Here is a 20,885-nt window from a genome sequence, read left to right as displayed (position 1 = left end):
AAACAGAAAAAAAGGCTTTTAAAACTCCAAAATCAAAAACTGGATACATGTAGAGCATATAATATAAAAGAAAGTCTTAGAAAGTTATGGGGATGCAAAAGCCGAGAGGAAGCTGAACAATATCTAAAAAAGTGGTACTTTTGGGCAACTCATAGTAGATTAGAGGCAATAATTGAGGTTGCTAAAACCATTAAAACTCATTGGGATGGAATTCTAAACTACTTTGATTCCAGAGTCACTAACGGAGTTGTGGAAGGTATTAACAGTATTGTACAGTTAATAAAAAGAAATGCGAGAGGGTATCGAAACACTCAGTATTTTATTACTATGATCTATCTAAAATTAGGAAAGTTAGATTTCAAACTACCCATCTGAAATGACGAAGAGCCGATATCTCTCCCTCTGACAGCTTCAATAGTTATACAGTTACTATCTTTATTAATTTTCACAAATGAGATGAGTATAAAAAACAAGCCTCCAAGTAATAGCAAAGTTGGAGCGTCAGAGATGCTTATATCCATGATTCTCTCCTAAACTTAAATAATCTGTAATTTTTATATCAAAACTTTCTGCCTTCAACTTGTATTGAAGAACAATTTTTAAATATTTTGTTCATCATTTAGCACTATTTTTTGGAAGTTTTTCATACTTTCTGAGAAAGTTTTGCTAAGTGTTGTATAATTATGAATAAGTGAATTGAAGTGAAAAATGAAGGTATGATCTTCTTATTTTAGAGGAAATGTTTAGGCACCTTAGATTATTTTGATTAGTAGTTATTTTCTTTTAAATTAAACTTTTTGTTTTTTATGTTTATTTATAAAGTTGAGTTCAAATTTTTGAAGTTAAATTTTCAGAGCTATTTTTCATGATAAAAAACCAGACTGATTATTTACAATAATTGATTATGATGAGTAACTTTGAGTTTTGGGATCAGCTTGATAAGCAAATTAAAGCATGCCAATATATTTTTCAATGTCACCTACTAACTTAATATTTTTGATTTAGCATGAAAGTACGAAACAAAACTGGCTCCCAATGTTCCTTTTGATTTTCTGCTCCTTATTAAATTTAAGCCTTCTATGACAATTTACTGATTGGTTTAGCGATGGTTTGAAAAATCATAGTTAGGACAGCCTTACTACTTAAGGTAATGACGAGGTCAATAGTCAAAAAAGAGTGAGGTGAAAAGTACTTTTCATCTTTTTGTGCCTGTTATTCGAAGAATATCATGTGCATTTAGTGAAAATATTCAGGTAGCTGTTGAAGGGATTTAAGCCTTGAAAATATTTCTGGCAGCCTGTGCTCACAGAAGTATTTAACAAATATTATCGCAAATATATAGTATATATTATAGTAAAGTCTTAATAGATTTTCAAGAGGTTTTATTCTGGAACTTACCTTTAAAGGCGGATGCAGGGAAGTAGGACGTTCGGGTTTGCTCGTAAATGGGGAAGTCTTGCTCGATTACGGGATAAAAACAGGGGACATTCCAGAGTATCCTCTTAATAGCATGGAACCGAAAGTCGTGCTTATTTCCCACGGGCACCTCGATCACTGCGGAGCTGTCCCCAACCTGATGTATCAGAATCCTGAGTTTTTCATGACCCCTCCTACTGCAGAATTTACTTTTCTGCTTGGAAGAGATACCCTGAAACTTGCAGAAAGTACGCTGTCAGGAGTATCACCTTTTGATCCCGATGACCTCCAGAAGCTTGCCAGGCGAACACAAAAAATCGATTATGACAAGCCTTTCAAAAGTCATGGATACAGAATCTGTTTTTACAATGCAGGCCATATCCCTGGAGCATCCGGAGTCTTCCTTGAATCGGAATCCGGAGAAAGCCTATTTTATACCGGAGATTTCAACCTTAAGGAAACAAGGCTTGTGCCCGGTGCAGCTGAATTTCCCGAGGCCGATACTCTGGTTCTCGAGAGTACGTATTTTGGGGAAGAACATATCCCGCGAAAAGAGACTGAGGGGAGGTTTATCGAATCAGTCCTTAGCACTGTTGATAGGGGAGGAACTGCCCTTATACCTGCCTTTGCAATAGGCAGGACCCAGGAGATACTTATGCTGCTTGATGCCCACGGAATTCAGGCATATGTGGACGGCATGGGCAGGGATGTATACAAGGTTCTTAAAAAATATCCTGAGTATCTTAAAGATCCCAAGCTTCTTGACCGGGCTTTCGGACGTGCCATTCCCGTAAAAAACCAGCAGAGGGACTCAGTCCTTAAAGAGCCTTCCGTCATTGTTACTACAGCCGGGATGCTGAACGGAGGGCCGGTACTTTATTACCTGAGCCGGCTTTACAAGGACCCCAAATCAAAAGTCTTGCTTACAGGCTACCAGGTAGAAGGCACAAACGGCAGGCTGGCCCTTGATCACAGGTTTGTCGAGACCAGAGGAGATATCCTCACACTCAAGCCCAGAGTAGAGCAGTACGATTTTTCCGCACATAGTGGCGATAGCGAGTTAAAAAAGGTAGTGAAGGACTTCTGTAGGAAAGGTACGGAAAGAGTCTTTGTAATGCATGGAGATAAAACCGAAAGCTTTGCACAGTGGATTTCGGAAGAAATCGGCGTGGATGCATATGCTCCCGCAAATGGGGAGTTGTTTACCTTTTAAAGAAGGAAAGAAAAACAAATATCCTTTACAAATAGCCTTTTTAGCCTGCGAAATGCTTAAACCCGGATGAATCTAATTAGCTGGCATGATTCTCAATCCTGAATCCCAAGTCCTTAACACACTTGCAGAAAGCATACTTCTGGCTGCACGGACTGCCCCGAAAGCAAAAGGTGTAGACGATATAGTGACGGCTCTTGTCGAAAAATCTGATATAGAATTGCTTGCCTCTACAATGGAAAAACTGGCAGAAGAAAAAGGTGAAGGCTTTGCTTTTTTAAAAAGGGATGCTGCAAATCTTCGAAACGCAGGGGCTACTGTCCTGATTGGCGTTAAAACCAGAGGAGCTGCAGGCCTGGACTGTGGAGCCTGTGGTTTTGAAACCTGTGCTGAGATGCTGAACCGGCAAAAGGTAGAAGTAGATTTCAGTGGCCCGAACTGCATGCTCAAACATGTAGACCTGGGAATTGCTGTAGGAGCAGCCGTTGCAAAAGCCAAGGATTTCTGCATTGATAATAGAGTGATGTACTCAATCGGTGCAGCCGCCAGGGTTTCGGGTTTGCTTGACGCAGATGTTGTTTTTGGGATTCCGCTAAGCGTAACCGGGAAAAATATCTTTTTTGATAGAAAATGAAGTTCACATAGAGCTTATTAAAAAGGCAGGACTGCTGTAAAAAGAGAAAGTTTTTCTGGCCTGGTATCCCATTCTTGGGCCAGATTCTTTTTGAAATAAACACTTATAATTTCAGTTTTTTCATCCTTTCGACAGCTTCTCTAATCCTCTCGACCGGTTTTGTAAGGGCAAACCTGATATAACTTTCGCCGGCTTCTCCAAACCCGACACCAGGAGTTGCAATGATTCCGGCTTCTTCGAGCAGGAGTTTTGCAAAACTCATTGAGGTAAAACCTTCAGGTACCGGAGCCCAGATATAGAAGGTGGCTTTTGGCGGCTTTACTTTGAGGCCCATTGCGGTAAGCCCTTCTATCAAAGCATCCCGTCTCTCCTGATATATTTTGTTTGTTTCTTCGACACAGGCCTGGGAAGAACAGAGGGCTGCAATGCCCGCGATCTGGATAGCGTCAAAGACACCTGAGTCTACATTTGATTTGACCTTGCCAAGCCCCTTTATAAGGTCTTTATTTCCGACCGCAAATCCGAGTCTCCAGCCTGTCATGTTATAGGTCTTGGAATGCGAATAGAGTTCCATGCCAATATCCATCGCCCCATCGGCAGCAAGAAAAGAAGGAGATTCGTACCCGTCGTATGTCATCTGGCAGTAGGCGTTGTCATGCACTGCAATGATGTTATTCTTTTTGCAGAACTCAACGACCTTTTCAAAAAATTGCATGTCTGCGGTTGCAGCAGTCGGGTTGTTCGGGTAGTTAAAGAAGAATAACTTTGCCTTATTCAGGACATCCTCAGGAATTGAATCCAGGTCAGGCAGGAAATCATTTTCCGCAGTCAGCGGCAGTGGATACGTATCTCCACCCGCAAACATTGTCCCAATTTTGTAAACCGGATACCCTGGTTCAGTATAGAGCACGATATCTCCAGGGTTGACAAAAGCGAGCGGAATATGTGCAACTGCCTCCTTTGACCCGAGCAGGGCAAGGACTTCAGTCGCAGGGTCAAGCTCAATCCCCTTGTATTTCTTACACCAATCCGCTGCCGCTTTCCTGAATTTCGGCATCCCTGCATAAGAAGGATACTGGTGAGTTTTAGGGTTGCAGACAGCTTCCTGCATAGCATCGACAATATGCTGGTGCGTCGGCAGGTCAGGATCTCCTACGCCAAGGTCGATAACATCGACTCCCCTGGCAATCAGTTCGTCCCTCGCTTCGTCTATAGTAGCAAAAAGGTATGGGGGTAATGCGTTGATTCGGTCGGAATACATTGATAACGTCACCTGAAGATGATTGGCATGCGTAAGTGAGCATAGTTACGGAGTTTGGAATATTAAAAGGTATGGGATAATAAAATACTTATTACTACGGGAGCGCAGAGGGTCACGAATACCCCGTCCTTCAGGTTGGGGATGAAGTGAACCCTCGCCTCTTCGCTTTTCACTTTAAATCTCGAATCCTTACTTTTTTGTAAAATGAGCTTTTTTGGCACCATAGCCACAGATGGTGCCAGCCATCTATGGCTAGGCCATCTATGGCTAGGCCATCTATGGCTAGGATGTGATATTAGTGGAACTACACATTTTTAGCCATGGCTATGGTCAGATTACTTACCACATCGTACTGGTGCCTAAGTATCGATACAATATATTCTACAATAAGCATATTAAAAAAGATTGCGAGTTAATTCTCATTAATATTTGCGCTAAAAATGGCTACAAAATACACGCAATGGAAGTAGTAGACAATCATGTTCACTTGTTTCTAGAATTCCATCCAAGTAGTTCTCTATCAAAGGTAATTCAATATTTGAAAGGAGGCAGTTCTTACAGACTATTCAGGCTTCATCCTGATCTTAAAAATCAATATTGGGGTGGAAGTCTATGGTCTAATGGCAAATTCTATCGATCCGTTGGAAACGTAACTGCTGATACAATCAAGCATTACATTAAGGAATCGCAAGGAAAAACGAGTGAAGAGTCTCAATTGCATAGGTTCGTGAGATCCGAACAAAGAAGACTTGATGATTTCTAACTACCATAACAACCGGGAGGGCGGCCAGAAGCATACCCAATCCTTTAGGGTGGGGTGGCCGCACGCAATTTGATTTTTACTTTAATTTTAATTTTGGCAAAAAATAAGATGTACTTTTTTTGGGGAAACTATTAGTATTCTTAATTAATGGAATAAAAGAGAAATAGTCTTCAGTTTAGTGGTGAGTTTAAGAGGACCCTATAATGATAGTCATTCTAACTTTATTTATGTCAGAAATCCCGTCATGACCAAATGGTACCTCTACTGGTTTTTGATGTAGCCAATTCTAATTGTTAATTTTCACAGCTCCATCGATTTAGGGTTCATTTCTGAGATAATGCAAGTTTTATTCCAATGCATGTATAAATTCCGGCTTTTCCCCAGTTGATATATCTGCCAACTCCTGGCTTATGTATTATTCTCTCGCCAACGGTTCCGGCAAAGAACGAGACTGCGGAAAAGATCAGCCAGGCCTGAACCATGAAAATTATTCCCAGAAATATCATCTGCATCGGGACACTTCCCGAACCTATGTTTACAAACTGAGGCAGGAAGGCAAGGAAGAAAAGGGCAACTTTAGGATTCAAAACGTTCATAAAGATCCCACGCCTATAAAGGGCAAAGACATCGTTTTCCCTGACAGGGGCCGAAGACACCAGTTCTTCACTCTCTTTTAAGGCATGCCAGGCAAGATAGAGCAGGTAAGCTGCACCTGCGTATTTTACGATCTCAAAAGCAAGAGCGGACTTATATATCAGGGCAGAAACTCCGAGTGCGGCTGCTGTAGTATGTGCGAGTACGCCTGTACAGAGGCCAGAAGCGGTTGCAATTCCTGCTTTTTTGCCCTGTGAAATGCTCTGGGTAATTACGAATAGGATATCAGGGCCCGGAAGAAGCGTAAGTGCCGCAGAGGCTGCAATAAAATAGATTAATTGAGATTGTTCTATCAAGTCTCTCACTTTTCCTTACTTTTCCTTACTTTTCCTTTTACTTTTTCTTACTTTCCTTTTATTCTTCCTTACTTTCCTTTTATTCTTCCTTGCTTTCCTTTTATTCTTACTTACTTTCCTTTTATTTTCCTTTCTTTCACTTTTCCTTGCTTTATTTACTTATATCTCATTCTTCAGTGAATTGTAAAATTTCACTTTTGCTTCTTTCTCAATCCAGGGCTGATGCCCGCATTTTTCCAGTAAAATGAACCTGAAATCCTTTAAAGTACGTGAAAGAGGTTCTTTAACTCCTTCAAAAGGATGGGGGTCATAGTCACCGTGAATCGCAACTACCTGGCAGCGGATTTCTTTTCCTAACTCAAGTAATTTTCCTTTGCTTCTCAGTTCACTGGCTTCTTCCCATACACCTTTAAAACTCTCGTAGTTGCATTCAAGCCCTTCTTCTTCATGAGGAAGAGGGTCATAAGTATCGGCTTTCAACGTTAACTTTCCAAAGTTGCACAGGGCTTCGTTCCTGTTTTTAGCCGAAGGATCGTTCAGGGTTTCGGTCAGTCGAACGAAATTCTTCAAATCTTCTTTTCCAAGCCGACTTATCCGGGTTTTAGTTATATTTGAAACGTATTTTTCTTCGTAGGGACCGCTCCCGATAAGTATTAGCTTTTTTACCATATGGGGACGCAGGGCAGTAAACATAAAGCTGAGCATTGCACCCCAGGAAAAACCGATTAACGTAACCGGCAGGTCGCCGTACTTTTCCAGAACTTCACTGAGTTCCCTTACCTGCCCTTCAATGGTTATTGCAGTTTGAAGTGGTTCAAGTACGCCTCCGAAAGCGGAAAGTTCTCTTGCAACAGGTGCCATTTCACCCGGAGCTCCCGGACCGCCATGGATAACGGCAAGATTAAAAGGAGAAGTCCCGTATTTTCTCAAATTATTTATTCCTGGATAGTTTTTCATTTTAGCATCAGGTTATGGTTTTTGAGTTAATTATAAATGGGTATCAAATTTGCCGGGATTTATTCTTACTATCGTAACTGTTATATACAATTATATTCTTGCGGTATCTACACAAGATAGTTACACGTGTAACAGTGTTCCTATATATAACTTTTAATTTTTAACGACTAACAATAAAGGATCTGGCTATGGCTTTCAAACAACAGACAAACGTTTCTAATCACAAATTAAGAAATAACTTGAAAATGACAGTGCCGCTTCTGGCTCTTCTGTCTGCCTTTCCTCCTCTTACCACAGACATGATCTTACCGGCTATTCCCTCCCTTGCCAAAAGCTGGAATGTCTCTCTATCGCTAATTAACCTTAACCTGGTTTTTTTCTTTGTGACTTATGGGCTTTTCCTTCTCTTCTACGGCCCAATTTCTGATCGTTTTGGACGGCGACGTCCCCTCCTTGTCGGGATTGCAGTGTACATAGTGACAAGCCTGCTAGGTGCCTTTGTGTCCAGTGCGCCCATGCTGATAGGTACCCGCATACTGCAAGCTGCAGGAGCTGCTGCCGGTTCCTCTATATCCATGGCAATGACTAAAGATATTTTCATTGGTCAGGAGCGGGAAAGAATCCTTGCGTATATAGCTGTAATCATGGGTCTTGCCCCTATGCTTGCTCCGGTCATTGGTGGGTGGATCCTTCTGTATCTTTCCTGGCACTGGATATTCCTTATGGAGGCATTCATGGGAATTGTAGCGATGTTTGGTGTTCTCCGTTTTCCGGAAACATTACCAGTAGTATCTGAAGCTCCTTTATCTCAGGTCATGAATACCTACGGCAGATTGCTGCTCAATCCTTCGTATATGATCATGGTTCTAGTCATGTCAGTTAGTTTTTTTCCATTGTTTAGTTTCATTGCAGGTTCTTCTGCCATTTATATTAACGAGTTTGGCCTAAGTGAGCAAAAATACAGTTACTTTTTTGCTTTCAATGCCCTTGCCCTTATGATAGGTGCTTTTTCTTGCCTGCGGTTAATAAGAAGTGTGAACTCAAAGCACTTGATGACAATCGGGTTTGCGGGAGTTTTTCTGGGCGGTATTTTCCTACTTTTTATGGGACAACACGGTCCCTGGAGCTTTGCTCTGCCCATGTTTATGGTTTCGTTTTCCCTGGGTTTGAGCCGTCCGCCTAGCAATCACCTTGTGCTGGAACAGGTTGACCGAGACATAGGTTCAGCTTCTTCCATGCTGATTTTTACCTATTTCGCCTTTGGAGCTGTGAGTATGTGGTTCATCTCTCTGGAATGGGCGGATAAAATCCCTGTGCTCGGAACCATTGCCGCAGGTTGTGGAGCTCTGGTGCTTGCAGCATGGACTATTATACAGAAAAGAGGGGTAAAAGGTATTGCTTAACTCTTATAACATCTTAGAATCTTTAGATACCGTGGATCTCTAATACAAACAGTTAAATTATGAAAATAAGTTAAATAACCTACTTTCGGCAGGTCGACATAAGGAATTTAACTATTTTTTGATATCGTCTTTGAACATTTGATAAATATATATTAAAGTTAAAGCTGGCTAAAGTCTGGCTTAGTTCTCACGATATATACAGTCCAGACTTAATACTTTAAATTCCCTAGGTTCTTCTAATTTTTTCGTTTTTTGAGTTGTGTTTGAAACATTTTTTAATCACTTAAGTCCTTTTTTATAGAAAGCACCGTCATGCAAGCCTGCGGGTTCACTTTAGACACTATATTCTGACAACTGAATGGTCGAATATATTTTTACTTATCCATTTTCAGCTTTTTGGGGTTGACTTAAATCGATCATCTACAAAGCTAATGTTGTCAAGCTAACAGTACAGTATTTTGCATATAATACTACTTAGTTACTCCGTCTACAATTTAGAGATCTTAAATTTTGTTTTTTTCATATTTTTACCCCTAAATTGGATTGTTTGACAGCTTGTTTAGGGTGGGGCTACTGTCTGTAATTTGGTTTAACAATATCCTCCATAAAGAGGAATAAGTTAGTTAAAGTGATCAATGGAGTACTCTGATATGCCAAGTTAGACATGATTGAAGTTTTAAATTTCAAAAATGCTTTACTTTCGACTGGTTTGTTTTTCTCACACCAGTAATTAATACCATCTGCTAGTTGAGATACCATATTTTCTATGTTCTCAGGGTTTGTAGTTTTTTCGATTAGAACCATAAGTGGTGGCTGTAATAGAATTGAGTTGGAAACTACCAGATCAGGTAGTACTGACTCAGATGTGCTATCAATTATCGAAAAGTTATATATCACTTCCGTCTGAATTGTCACGTTTCCAGCAGGACTGTCTTTGAGCAATTCATCGAACAAAACTTTCAGATGCTCCTTTAAGGATCTTTTTACCGGCTCGTCCGTGGAACTACCTAATTTAGCAATATCCACTGTTTGATCCGATGTTATGGTCGGATGCATGGGGTTGGAGAAAGTAACTTCCGGTGTCTGGTAAACAAAGCTGTTATTCGAAGGAGAACCTTTCACTAATTCCTCGTTGCGCTTGATGTAAATAGTGGACTTTGCGTCTTGATATCGCAGAATTTGCATACCAGGTAGCACCAGAGTGCGTTTGGCTATAACTTGTGCTTTATCACCAGTTAACGGCATCTTTGGCCCCTTTTTATCCTCTGGCAGGTAGTAGTATGCATATTGTCCTTTTTCTATATTCGAAAGAGATAATACTAGCTGATGGTCGTATCCTTCGATATCCACATATGGATTACCTTTTAGATTCACCAGTAGTTTTTTGTTTTCGGAGAAGATTGTCACTACCCAAGCTTTTGATGACTCCGTTTCTCCGTTCAGAGAGATCTGCTTGGTGTCTTCTTCTATATAGAATTTGTAGAAATTCTCATCTTCCGCTATTGCAGACAATAGAGCTTTTGAATAGAAATGATCAGGCGAACCGACTTTTGCCACATCAGTCACCATCTTCAAAAAAGCACCGAGCACTTTGGCAGCTGTGTTGATCGTACTCTGATCACATGTGTTGGCGTTAATTCCGGGAACACTTTCCTTAAGATACTTTTCCAAAGTTGACCGAGCATTGGCAAATTGAGCCAAGGCCCGGAAGGCATCATCAGAATCTGCCAGAAACTTATTAGCGTTGTCTTGGAGATTGTATTCCACCTTCCCGTAAATTCTGTCCTGAGGATAGTGAAAATCCTGCGAATAGGCAAAAGTGTAGTCCCACAATGTCAAATCGCTTAGATTAGACGATTCTGGACGAGTTGCTTTACCAGTCTGGACATCCATTCGAGGATTCAGAGGGAATGAACGCTCAAACATGGGGATTTCAAAATTGCCCAAATCAGCCTGTAATTTTTTAGCGGTTTCAGGTCTAACAAAATCAAGCCATGTGGAGGCCTTGTAATCCTCAATTCCGGGAACACTCGAGATCTGGTGCTCAATAGAAGTCCCGTTAAAACTCAAGTTCAGAGGTAAAGTTTTCGATTCGGTTTGGGTAGAAGTTTCGACCAGGAAAGTCAAAGGCACGTCGGAGTTTGTATTCAAAATCAGCTTCGGTGATGTTAAAGTAATTTGACTGCTCGCAAGATCCTTATTAGACCAAACGATGTTACCGAACAATTGTGGCATATCTTCTGATTTGGCGCCAGCTTCTATAATATTGGCTTTTACGTTCGCACTGAATGATATCGCGGCGCGAGTCGAATAGAAATTAGAGAGTTTGACCAGTAGTTCCTGACGCAAAGCTTCTTGTGCAAAAGCCAAGTGAGTGTTTTCTGTTTTATAGACCGGACTCATCAGCTTTTTTGCGATATCAGCCAGGGCCTTCTTCTGATCGTTGAAACTGCCCAGGAAACTACTTATTCCTTTAGGATGCACCACACCCTTACATTGGTCAATAACCAGAATGGAGGAGACATATTCGGGCGATAGTAAATCGTCAATATCGTTGAAGAGCTGCCGTACCCATTTGTCCACTTCAATGTCGGTAAATGTCAGTGTCTGCTGAGTCCCAGTTAGTTCATTCTTTTCGGGATCGAAATTTTCTGATGATTCATAATTGTAGATAGTAGCTTTTTTGGTAATTAGTTGGTTGGAAATTGGCCGAGGGGCGAAAATCTGAGGTGGATTCTTATCGCTGACCGAAAAACTGATGGCCTGATCAATAGATTCTCCCAACCGTACAATCCAGACAGCTACAGCACTGCCGCCTGCATCAGCTTCAAACCGGTCGACACCCGTGGCTACAGTCAGGGTATATTTTCCTGTCACAGACAGGGTGTCTTCGATGTTCTTTGCAAATAGATCCAAGCTTATATTGTCGACATCTGGTTTGTTGTTATCTTCTCCTTTTGGTGTTACAGGTGTAGCAATTCGTTTAACTGCAGGGATAGTTGCAGAATCTCCTTCCACCAAGCCATTGACGCGTTCAATAACAAACTGGAAGTTCAATTTAAAGAGTTGTTCCTCTCTTAAATCAACTTTATTAACTTTTGCCTGGAGAGTAATTTCACTATCTGATTTGGATGGTGGAATTGGGACGGGACCGGTCGTCCAATCACAGCAAGCTCTCAGATAATCTCTAATTTTGGTCAACTTGTCCAGCAGAGTACCGGACGCTAGGGACGATAGAGAACCTAAACCACTCTGGTCTACTGGAACAGGCACTGGACAAGTTAATAGACTGGTCTCGAACCAGAAATTTATCCCATTGGAATCGTTCAATTGATTCAGTAGCAGATCATAAATAACAAAGGCTGTACGTGCCCTAATCTGCCAGGGCTCGGGTTCTTTTTCTTCGAGTTGTGCCAGAATCTGCTCAGGGTTGGACTCGCTTTCTTTGGGCTTCTCAAATGGTGAGGAAACAAAACGTATAGTCATTTTCAGTAAAAAGCTGTCATCTGGAGTAGCGCTGGCAGCCACAGTCCAGTGAGCTGACGTGCTAGGCCATTGTGACAGTCCTACCAAGCTATCAGTATAACCGGTCAGAATCGGCTTTTTCGTGTTTATGCCGTCTTCCGATTTCTGATAAATCTGAGTAACCAGACGGTTCCCAAATAGGTCGTACCAGGAATAATCAATCTGCAATAACCGGCCGTTGGACTGGTAAGGCTTTACTTTTGTTGTGGTTTTGACTCTTATATCACTAAGTAATTTAGAATAGAGTATTGACTTTGAATATATTAGGTCCTTATCATTCGAAGGTTTAGCAGCACGAATCTTGTCCATATTATCGGGTTGTGATTCGACCTGGGGGCTAAGAGGAAGCCCGATATTGCTTTCAATGAAATCCTGATTCCCATCGACACTTACTCCTAGAATTGTATAGAGGTTGAGCAAATAGTTTTTGGCATAATCAGGATTAGAGGGATCATCATATGGTATTTCAGGCAAGGGATTTCGGGTAACACCGATGGTCTGCACATCCGGAAGCGTGGATCCAGACTGAATAAATGGACCAGTGCAAATATTTAATGACTGTCCTGCAGAGAGCAAATCGACAACGAATTGGTTTTCCCCTGCAATCGCTGTGGGGGTTGAACCGTAATAGTTAGCCAGGCTCTGCAAAGTCTCACCGCCTGGGCTCACACCCACAGTTAGCTCCGACTTAGGCAAACGAATAGGAGTGCCCTTTTTCAGGCCATATGTCCATCGACTCTCATCCAAACGCGGATTTGCTTCTTTAATCTCCGTTTCATCCATTTTGGAATACTTGGCGATATCAGCCAATTTGATACCATCCTCAGTACAAGTATAGGTTCCATTGACCAACGTGAAAGTTGCATCCTTTGTAAAAGAGATTTCAGGATTGTTTTGCACAATTGACAATAAGTTACTGTAATATTGAGTCGCAATCGAGTTCAGACTCTCACCGATTTTGACCACATGTAAAACTGGCAAAGAAGTAGTTTGGGCAACAACTGCATTTGTTGACATGTCAATAGGATCGCCGATCAAAACAGAGTTCATATAGGAGCGCAAGCGATCTTTTTGCTCAGGCTTCTCAGGCGAATAAATAACAATCAGAGTGACCATAGCTTCGTCTTTGTCATTGAAGATTAAGTCAGGCAGCCCACCATCGATATCGTCATAATAATACAAGTAGAACCCGCCAGCCCGCGTAATACTCGCTTCCCATAACAACCTGATAAATTCTGTAGGAGTGTTCAATAATATGGCTTTGTCTATCTCCTCTGCCCCCAAAAGTTCATGTGCGATTAGGCTGGGTGGACGAGTGACAGTCGAGAGGTTTACCTGCGATATGCCCATCGTGATTCTGGAGCCTGTCTCAGCTCGGAGGACCGCATCCTTATCGCTGTTAAGCCGATATCCCAGAACCAGTTGAGAAAATGCATTATTGTCCTGAATGGACTGGACAATACGTTCCAGTAACACAACTTCCTGTCCACTGGCACCCATAATTTCATAGGTGTTATTATAGGCATAAGTTTTCTTAAGTGACTCCTCAACGGGAATTTCAGGCAACCGCTTTATGGTAAACTCAATTGCTGTGGTCCATCCATAATAATTCAGCGGCGATTTGTCAGTTTTGCCGGTCACTTCATTATAGTGGTTAGTTTGCAAGTTGAAACAGGGACATGGATCAATCTCAGGAGCATCAGTACGCGGTAGTGACAGCATATCCTTGGGCAAATACCATATGCGTGGTCTATCGCCTTCAAGCGTTCCTTTGCTAGGGTAAGTTATAGGAGTTGATGACTGATAGGGAATGGATGAGGACAAAGGATATACCGATTCATTACTGGTTACCATACATTGAGGTCCGATGGACTGCAGCTCCAGGTCCAGAGGATTTTGGGTTGCATAGTTGCACAGAGCCTGGATCCGAAGATAGTCGTCTTGGGGTGCGTCACTGTAGTTTCCGGGAGCTGGAGGCACGATGGATAATGATAGAGTCTGAACATCATGCTGCTCTTCATCTTTAAACTGTATCCAGTCGAGACCGGAGCTTGGTCGAGTTATGGAAAAGGTCAGAGGATCGGTTCCAAGCGGAGGAATAGCCATCTGTTGCCCGGTTAACGCGAACAAACCAGCGGCTGCGGGTAGATGAAGGACGCCATTATTATCCCTTGTAACCCACATACCTTCTTCTTTGGGGACTATCTTATCAGTAGGCAAGCGCAACCCATGGAAATAGTAACGTGAAACCATGCAGGAAAGATGCTCTAACGCTTTGGAACGCTGTGCCTCCTTTATCAATTCTCCAACCTGGAATTGAGGCAGGTGAACTAGGTCAATATATGGTTCACTGTCCGAGAATAAATCCTTAATTTCACCATTATCATCAATGCTTGCCAGGTCCTTAATGGTGATATTATAGGCTTTGGCTACGGACCTTAAAGTATCCTCAGCGTTAGTCGTGTAGCTAAAGTCGGGAAGCGTGATTAACGCAAAGGGCTTCAGCAGTTTTTCATCTTTCAGAATATTGCTGTTAGCCAACAATTCATCCAACGAAACTTTGAAATGATCGGCGATTACATTCAAAGAGACCGATCCACTTACAGTGTATTCATCCCTGTTTGGATAAGTGATCTTTCGTCCGTCGACCAGAAGGCCACTTTCATCTGCATCCTTTTTAGCCAGGGTCAAAGCATCAAAGGTGTTTCCGTATATGTCCCTAGTTGCAATAGAGTTAAAGGTGTCACCGGCCTGGATGGTATAATCAACAGAATGTAGAATCAGTTTGCAGCCTTTGTTTAGTTCATGATTGGCGTTACCTTCGAATAAATCATTAAGGGTAAATTTGTATTTTTCTTGGATTATCTCCCCCGTATCATTTACCCATTTGACGATTTCGTTGCCTGTATCACCTGATTTGATAGGTCTCTTGAAATCACGCAGGCCACTGCGGAGAGCTTGCAGCATCTGGCTCATGATTAAATTGAAATAGTCAGTGAAGATAAAACTGCCAACCGAATTTTCTTGCTCGTCGCTTAACATTAAAGCTTTTGCCTTTTTACCGCTTTCCTCCTGCACCTGGACAGCCAACTGATCAAAGTAATCTTTCAGTTCTGAAATGAAGTCCGCTTCAATGGCGTTATATTTATCTAGACTATATGAAAGAGCTGGAGCATCACCATATGCAGATCTTTCCAGAATTAACGGCAAGGGCATGGGGAAGAATGCCGCGTTTGCTTCTCCCTGGATCTTTGGCATGGATAAGGTCAGTTGAATCTGGTCCGACAGGAAAGCCTCAATGCTTTGGAGTGGGATAGGAATAGATTCCTGAGAATTATTTAAATAATCAAGAAGGTCTTCTAAACCTTTGTCATTTACAACTAGAGCATCCACTTGTTCAGGAGTTACATTTTCATTCTGAATTGAAGCAATAGCCCAGCGGGCTACCAGTTTTGCCAGAATTTCAAAAGAAGTATCCTTCTCACCCTCAAGTCCTTCAGCCTTTCTCGCGCTTGTAAAATCATGTTCCGTGGCTGCTGGTACTGAATCAATAAACGTACTTGCAACATAACAGGGATCCTGCTTTAATAGATCTGGAGTTTCGCCAGTATCAAAAGCCCTATCACCAGCTACAGTTAATGCAAAAGATATGTAGCCCTCTAATGAGGCTGATGCGGCGGGTTTGCTCAATTTGGACCAATCAGGTGTAATTTGTTCAGCGGCGCCCATGCCCATTAGTGCTAGCCTATGGTCACGCAATCTGCAGTGGATAGGACCTGAGAGCCGTCCTGGGCCGTATTTATTATTCTCAAACCACGGTGCTTTTTCGGGATCCTGAGGTGACGGAATAGTTAAGGTTTCCTTGATTTTTACAGAGAAACTGAAGTGCAAATTTATTTTAAATAGACCCAGATTAATTACCAGCGATGCAGTAGCATCTACAGACGCCACAACGGTAATTGGTATTGGTTCGTATGCGGCAAAGGTAATTTGAGCATACATCTTTATTGTAATATTCACATCTGCCTTGACAACTGCAAAATCAACTGTGCCGAAGATTTTGCCGATAATCCCTAAAGTTCCCTGCATCCAGAAGTAATAATCCCCCTGGAGCTGGAGACTGTCACTGGTATCTGTACTTGTGCCTTCATATGGGTTCCATTTGGCTAGCAGTCCTTCCAAAATACCAAACATCGTCAAACTAATTCCAGCTTTTAATATGCCATATTGTACCGTCTTACCCACGCCTAACTGTGCCCCAAACCCAAACACGAGTATGGGATTGAACTGTCCTTTAGCGGTTACTGGTAAATTTGTGGCTGCTACCTGAGGTAACTTCCCAAAATAAATACCACCCGATCCGACTAATGGAATGCCCGGAGCGATAATCGCTTCAATGGAAAAGGACCGTGAAAAGTCTACATTCCACGGGAAACCGATGTCTACCTTGAAATCTCCGGTTGAGTATATATCAATGGCAAAAACCGGTAATGTTATTGAGTAGGCACCTATTGTCAGGTAGCGCATAATGTCAGGTAATGCTATTTCCGCACTGTAAACTCCAATATTATCGCTGAGTTTACGGTACATGATCTGGAAGTCCAGCCCTTTGAAGATTTTTGCCGCATCGCCATCTAAAGCAATGCGTAAGGCGTACAGGTATGGATCATTGAAGACGGTTTGCAGGGTCAATAAGTACTTTGGAGCTTCTTCTTCCAGTATACATGCTGGCATCAGTCTATTTTGTATTTGTTTTTTGTTTGCATCAAGGCGAAGAATCCCAAAATCCGCACCGAATAACCAGGAACTGTTTGCATCGAATGTAATTGCCGGAATTTCCCCCGATTTGGGTTCTGGCAGTTGTTCCATACATTTTATGGCATCTTGAACCGTGTTAATTTGTGTCATACCAGATGGCATGAATTTATCGATTGTTACATGCTGTCCCATGGCAAGAAGGCGCAGATCCAGGTAGCTGTTTCCGCTGCCGCCTGGAGAGGGTGTATTCTCGGGTTTGGTGGCATCCCATTGAACAATCTCTTTTCCCCAGATAAAGGAAGCATCAAGTTCAATATTAACTTGCTTTTCTTTAGTATAGCAAACGCCGATCGAATTAATCTTGCAAAATCCAATATCAATAGGACCAATATCGACTTCAAATTTAACAGTTTTATCTTTAAAGTCCCAAATGAGTTTTAAGTTGCTCAGTGGGATCTTATCTAGTACATTCCACGGCGCTGCAAGCCCAAACTCCGAACCTGTAGCCCAGGAGACCATGGTTTCGATCATGCTTCCCAGGGTCGTCGTGCGGGTGAACTGCATAGTGGCTACGTAGTGTGTTTCGTCTTCTTGAGTTGCTTTAATCTCCCCGGTAAAGATACCCCAGGTAACCTCAAAGCATTTGACTGTGGGTTCAAAGTTATAGGAGATTAGAAGGTCAATATTGTTCCATTCTATTTCGGCGCTGATATAGCCATATGGACCGAGATTGTTTTCGCCGGAAGTCAAAACAAGCAAGTTTTGTGTTACCTCATCTATAATCAAAACAGGCATTTTAGCCTTGCTGACACGTTGCAAGGGAGGACTAATAGACTGACTGCCATTATTGTAACCAATTGTTACCTTACCGAAAATTGTTAATTCCTCAATAGGAAAGGGAATTTCCCAGGGTTCAGCAGTTTTAGCATTGAATTCGTAGGAATTTGTCTTTGTTTCGATGGTTAAGCCAAGCCCATCGATGCCAAGTTCTTGCCCAGTATCCCAGCCGAGATATTCTTTGATAAGAGCACCTATAGGAATTTTGCCGGAGGTTTGCCGACCCTCAAAAATAATACTTTGATCCTGACTTTGCCAGGTAGTAGTTATGGAAATTTCAATTTCACTGCCCGAACCAGGCAGTATGCTCGTTACAGCACCAATCATTGCAAGTTTCTGATTGCCGTTTATCTGAATCTGCAAGCAGAGTTGTTCAAGTTCAAATAGTTTTTTTCCACAAATAGTAATCGGCCAGTTTGCTTCAATAGTTCCACTGATAGAGAAGGAGTTTTCTTCAGGTATCACAAAAGTCCTAAATTCGGTTATTGATGACTTCAAGTCTATCTGATTGTTTGGAGCAAACATTTTAAGCAAATCGCTCAATTGTATTTTCCCAGAATCTAAGTTACCATATATGGTAAAGTTAGGATAGGTAGCGTACAAGCTGACAATCCCCTCCCCAACGGTTATGGAGCCTGCAAGTTGAGTGCAGATTTTTCTTTGCGATAAATTTCCCGGATTGGAAACAGAAAACTCTATGCTCAAGTTCTGAACGGTTACGTTGGGGAAAATATCCCATTTAGTTTGCTTACCTGGCTCAATCTTTATCCACAAAAAGCTTATGGAAGGTATTACCTGGTTGTAGGTAATTTTTATTTTACTAATACCTAGATCAATGAGGGTATTAAGAGGAGCGGGAAGATTTTGTATTGGGTCAATACCACCAAGCAATTGTGAGACAGTTCCTATACTGGGATAAGGTTTTTCCATGTCAGCTTCTATGTTCCATTGAGTTTGCATTGGAAAATCAAGGCTCAGCGTTGATGCAGGCGATTTAAGAGAAGCGAAAACAACGCCTTCTACAGGTGTCGGGTTATCGAAAACATTAAGACTAAATCCCGGTGTATGAAGACCTATCCAAGGAGCTCCTTCCAAATCCCATTTTGCTTCTACGTCAGAGACGATATATTCTCCATGAGAAGCCAGACCAGCGGGAAAGTTTGTGAAGTCAAACGTTCTCACGGTAATTGGTAGCTGGAAACTATTGGTTTCTCCAGTAACACTTATCCTTGTCAATACCTTCTCGTTGTCATAGACAGACGTAACCTCTGCATTGGTAATCAAAAAGGAATCATCGGTTACGATTTTTGAATAAAATGTCTTTATTCCTCCAGCTGGGAGAGCGTCCAACAATTTAAGGGTCCTCTCTGGGGTAATTGCTTTGTTCAGCTGCTCAAGCAAATCTTCAAGTCGAGTACTTTGTAGAGAGGCAGAAATACTTGAAAATACACATTCCTCCTGCATTTTATTGCCCACGGGAAGTTGTTTTTTCAGCTCAACGATTCCAAGTAAGAGTTTATCTTCTTTTTCACTTCCATAAGTTTCTTTCAATAATGTCATATATTGCTTAATAATAGTGTCTCCCACAGAGAGGGTGAGTTTTATAAAACCACTGAGAATTTCCACTTTATTTTGAAAATATGTCTTTGCTTCGCTAGAATTTTCCAAGTAGATATCTGTAGCATAAGGAAACATTTCGAAAATCGCTTTAATTGCGGTAGCAAAATTTTCGTGGCCATCTTTTCCTGTTCCTACCAGGTCTGATGGATATTTTATTCCAGAAGGATTTTTTGGCAATTGAAGATAGGGAAGTCCATAACAATATGCTTTTGCCGCAGTACCCTGACCTTCAAAAACGGTGGGCAAATTTGCCTTTGAATAAAAGTAATCGAATACTGGATTAGGAATCCCACCAAGTTGTAGATATAGTACATTTTGAGAATTGTTATCGAGCAAGGTGTTTAGTTCGTCGACAGTGGTTGTATCCTTTACATAAAGACTTTTCAGGTTATTTAGCAGTCCTACGGTTTCTCCTATCTTCCCTTGTATTAACTCCAATGCTTTTACGTATGCTAGTGCCTTATTATTTTCTCTAATCCAGGGAGGTGTACGCTGGTTAAAATTACTTCTGGATTGACGTGCAGAACTGAGCTGTTCATTAAGAAAAGATTCACAGCCTGAAACGACTTTACTAAAGGTATTTTCTGTTATTTCTCCAAAAGAAACGAGGACTGTTTTTTTCGGCAAACCTTCATTGCTCTGAGCCAGTGAGAGTAGAGAAGCCAGTAAGGAAAACATAAAGACTTCCGGCTTCACGTTCTCTCCCGCCTGCATTTTACCATCGTCTCTAATACCGTATACGGGCATTAATAAAATTTGATTAGCTTCTAGTTTAGTAAACAATATCTGGGCAAGCTCGACCCTTCTTCTTGCGAGACCTATGAGAGCGGATTCTATCATTGGAGTCCAATCTTCGGCAGCAAGGGTGGAGGCTCCATAAAAATAATTTTTTTTCTTGAGACTATCGAGGATGATAGCAGTCTTTCCCTCTTCTAGAAATTCAATTTTTGATTCATGATCCCAGTTAAGGGGTTGTAATCTTAAGAAGTAGGTAGTGTTCAGATTTTTTGCGTAATTTATCTCTTCATCGTCCGCTCCGCCAGTAAAACCGAACTTTTTTAGTTCTCCGGGTTTTTGTTTTTGGTCGTAAAGGATGAATTTAATGGAAGCTTGCTGCCCTTCAGGTCCAATATTAATTCCTCTTCCAAAATTTTCATTTGTAAGCCCAGGGATAAGATTAATGAGTTTATCCTTTGTAGGTTTGTCCGATATTTCTTTTTCCTCGTAATAGACTTCGATAGTATTAGAATATTTGAAACCATAAACGAGACGCATCATAATATGAACAGTGGTAGACTGGTGTCCAGAGCCATTAGAACCGGCAACAAAAAATCGAATGGAGGTCTCTTTGTTCAGTTCAGATTTAAACTCCGCAATGGATTTTATTAAATTATCAGTGCTATCTATTTTTGCTTGACCTATAATGGTACCTATGACATTTCCAAAAAAGCTCATAACGAACGGTCTCCGATTAGTTTACTATTTTTTTCCATAACATAAGAAGGAAACAAGGGCTAAGAATTAACAATCCGGAATATGCACTCAACTGTG

Annotated in this window: 9 protein-coding genes; 5 read left to right on the top strand and 4 right to left on the bottom strand. The window is 41.5% G+C overall.

Going from position 1 to position 20,885, the window contains the following annotated elements:
- The 3 genes from ASJ81_RS21225 to ASJ81_RS21215 form a co-directional block, all read left to right on the top strand.
- Positions 1–375: transposase (locus ASJ81_RS21225; RefSeq protein WP_141241830.1), on the top strand; the 375-nt coding region annotated here is incomplete at its 5' end.
- Positions 376–1,435: 1,060 nt separating this feature from the next.
- On the top strand, positions 1,436–2,629 hold the full coding sequence (locus ASJ81_RS21220; protein WP_245860419.1) for an MBL fold metallo-hydrolase: 1,194 nt from the start codon (positions 1,436–1,438) through the stop codon (positions 2,627–2,629).
- An 85-nt stretch (positions 2,630–2,714) separates the two neighbouring features.
- Entirely contained in the window at positions 2,715–3,260 is a 546-nt protein-coding gene (locus ASJ81_RS21215; RefSeq protein WP_095646103.1) for a ferredoxin domain-containing protein, read from the top strand.
- A 103-nt stretch (positions 3,261–3,363) separates the two neighbouring features.
- Here ASJ81_RS21215 and ASJ81_RS21210 read toward each other — a convergent pair whose 3' ends face one another.
- Entirely contained in the window at positions 3,364–4,521 is a 1,158-nt protein-coding gene (locus ASJ81_RS21210) for an LL-diaminopimelate aminotransferase (protein ID WP_095646102.1), read from the bottom strand.
- Between the two features lie 298 nt (positions 4,522–4,819).
- On the opposite strand from ASJ81_RS21210, the gene tnpA reads away from it, so the two are divergent.
- Positions 4,820–5,284 (top strand): IS200/IS605 family transposase, encoded by a 465-nt coding sequence (tnpA, locus tag ASJ81_RS21205; protein WP_095646101.1) that lies wholly within the window; start codon positions 4,820–4,822, stop codon positions 5,282–5,284.
- A 323-nt stretch (positions 5,285–5,607) separates the two neighbouring features.
- On the opposite strand, the gene ASJ81_RS21200 is transcribed toward tnpA, so the two are convergent.
- Positions 5,608–6,243, bottom strand: coding sequence for a LysE family translocator (locus tag ASJ81_RS21200; protein WP_095646100.1), 636 nt, complete (start codon positions 6,241–6,243; stop codon positions 5,608–5,610).
- Between the two features lie 150 nt (positions 6,244–6,393).
- Entirely contained in the window at positions 6,394–7,191 is a 798-nt protein-coding gene (locus ASJ81_RS21195; RefSeq protein ID WP_095646099.1) for an alpha/beta fold hydrolase, read from the bottom strand.
- A 188-nt stretch (positions 7,192–7,379) separates the two neighbouring features.
- Between ASJ81_RS21195 and ASJ81_RS21190 the strand changes: the two genes are divergently transcribed.
- On the top strand, positions 7,380–8,594 hold the full coding sequence (locus ASJ81_RS21190) for a multidrug effflux MFS transporter (RefSeq protein ID WP_095646098.1): 1,215 nt from the start codon (positions 7,380–7,382) through the stop codon (positions 8,592–8,594).
- 570 nt (positions 8,595–9,164) lie between these two features.
- Here the strand turns inward: ASJ81_RS21190 and ASJ81_RS21185 are convergent.
- Positions 9,165–20,789 carry a LysM peptidoglycan-binding domain-containing protein gene (locus tag ASJ81_RS21185; RefSeq protein ID WP_095646097.1) on the bottom strand — a complete coding sequence of 3,875 codons (11,625 nt, stop codon included), beginning with the start codon at positions 20,787–20,789 and terminating at the stop codon, positions 9,165–9,167.
- Positions 20,790–20,885 lie beyond the last annotated feature (96 nt).

Origin of the sequence: Methanosarcina spelaei, assembly GCF_002287235.1 — an archaeon.
Classification (GTDB): domain Archaea; phylum Halobacteriota; class Methanosarcinia; order Methanosarcinales; family Methanosarcinaceae; genus Methanosarcina; species Methanosarcina spelaei.
The sequence above is the reverse complement of the archived record's forward strand: the minus strand, read 5'-3'. Positions and strand labels throughout refer to the sequence as shown.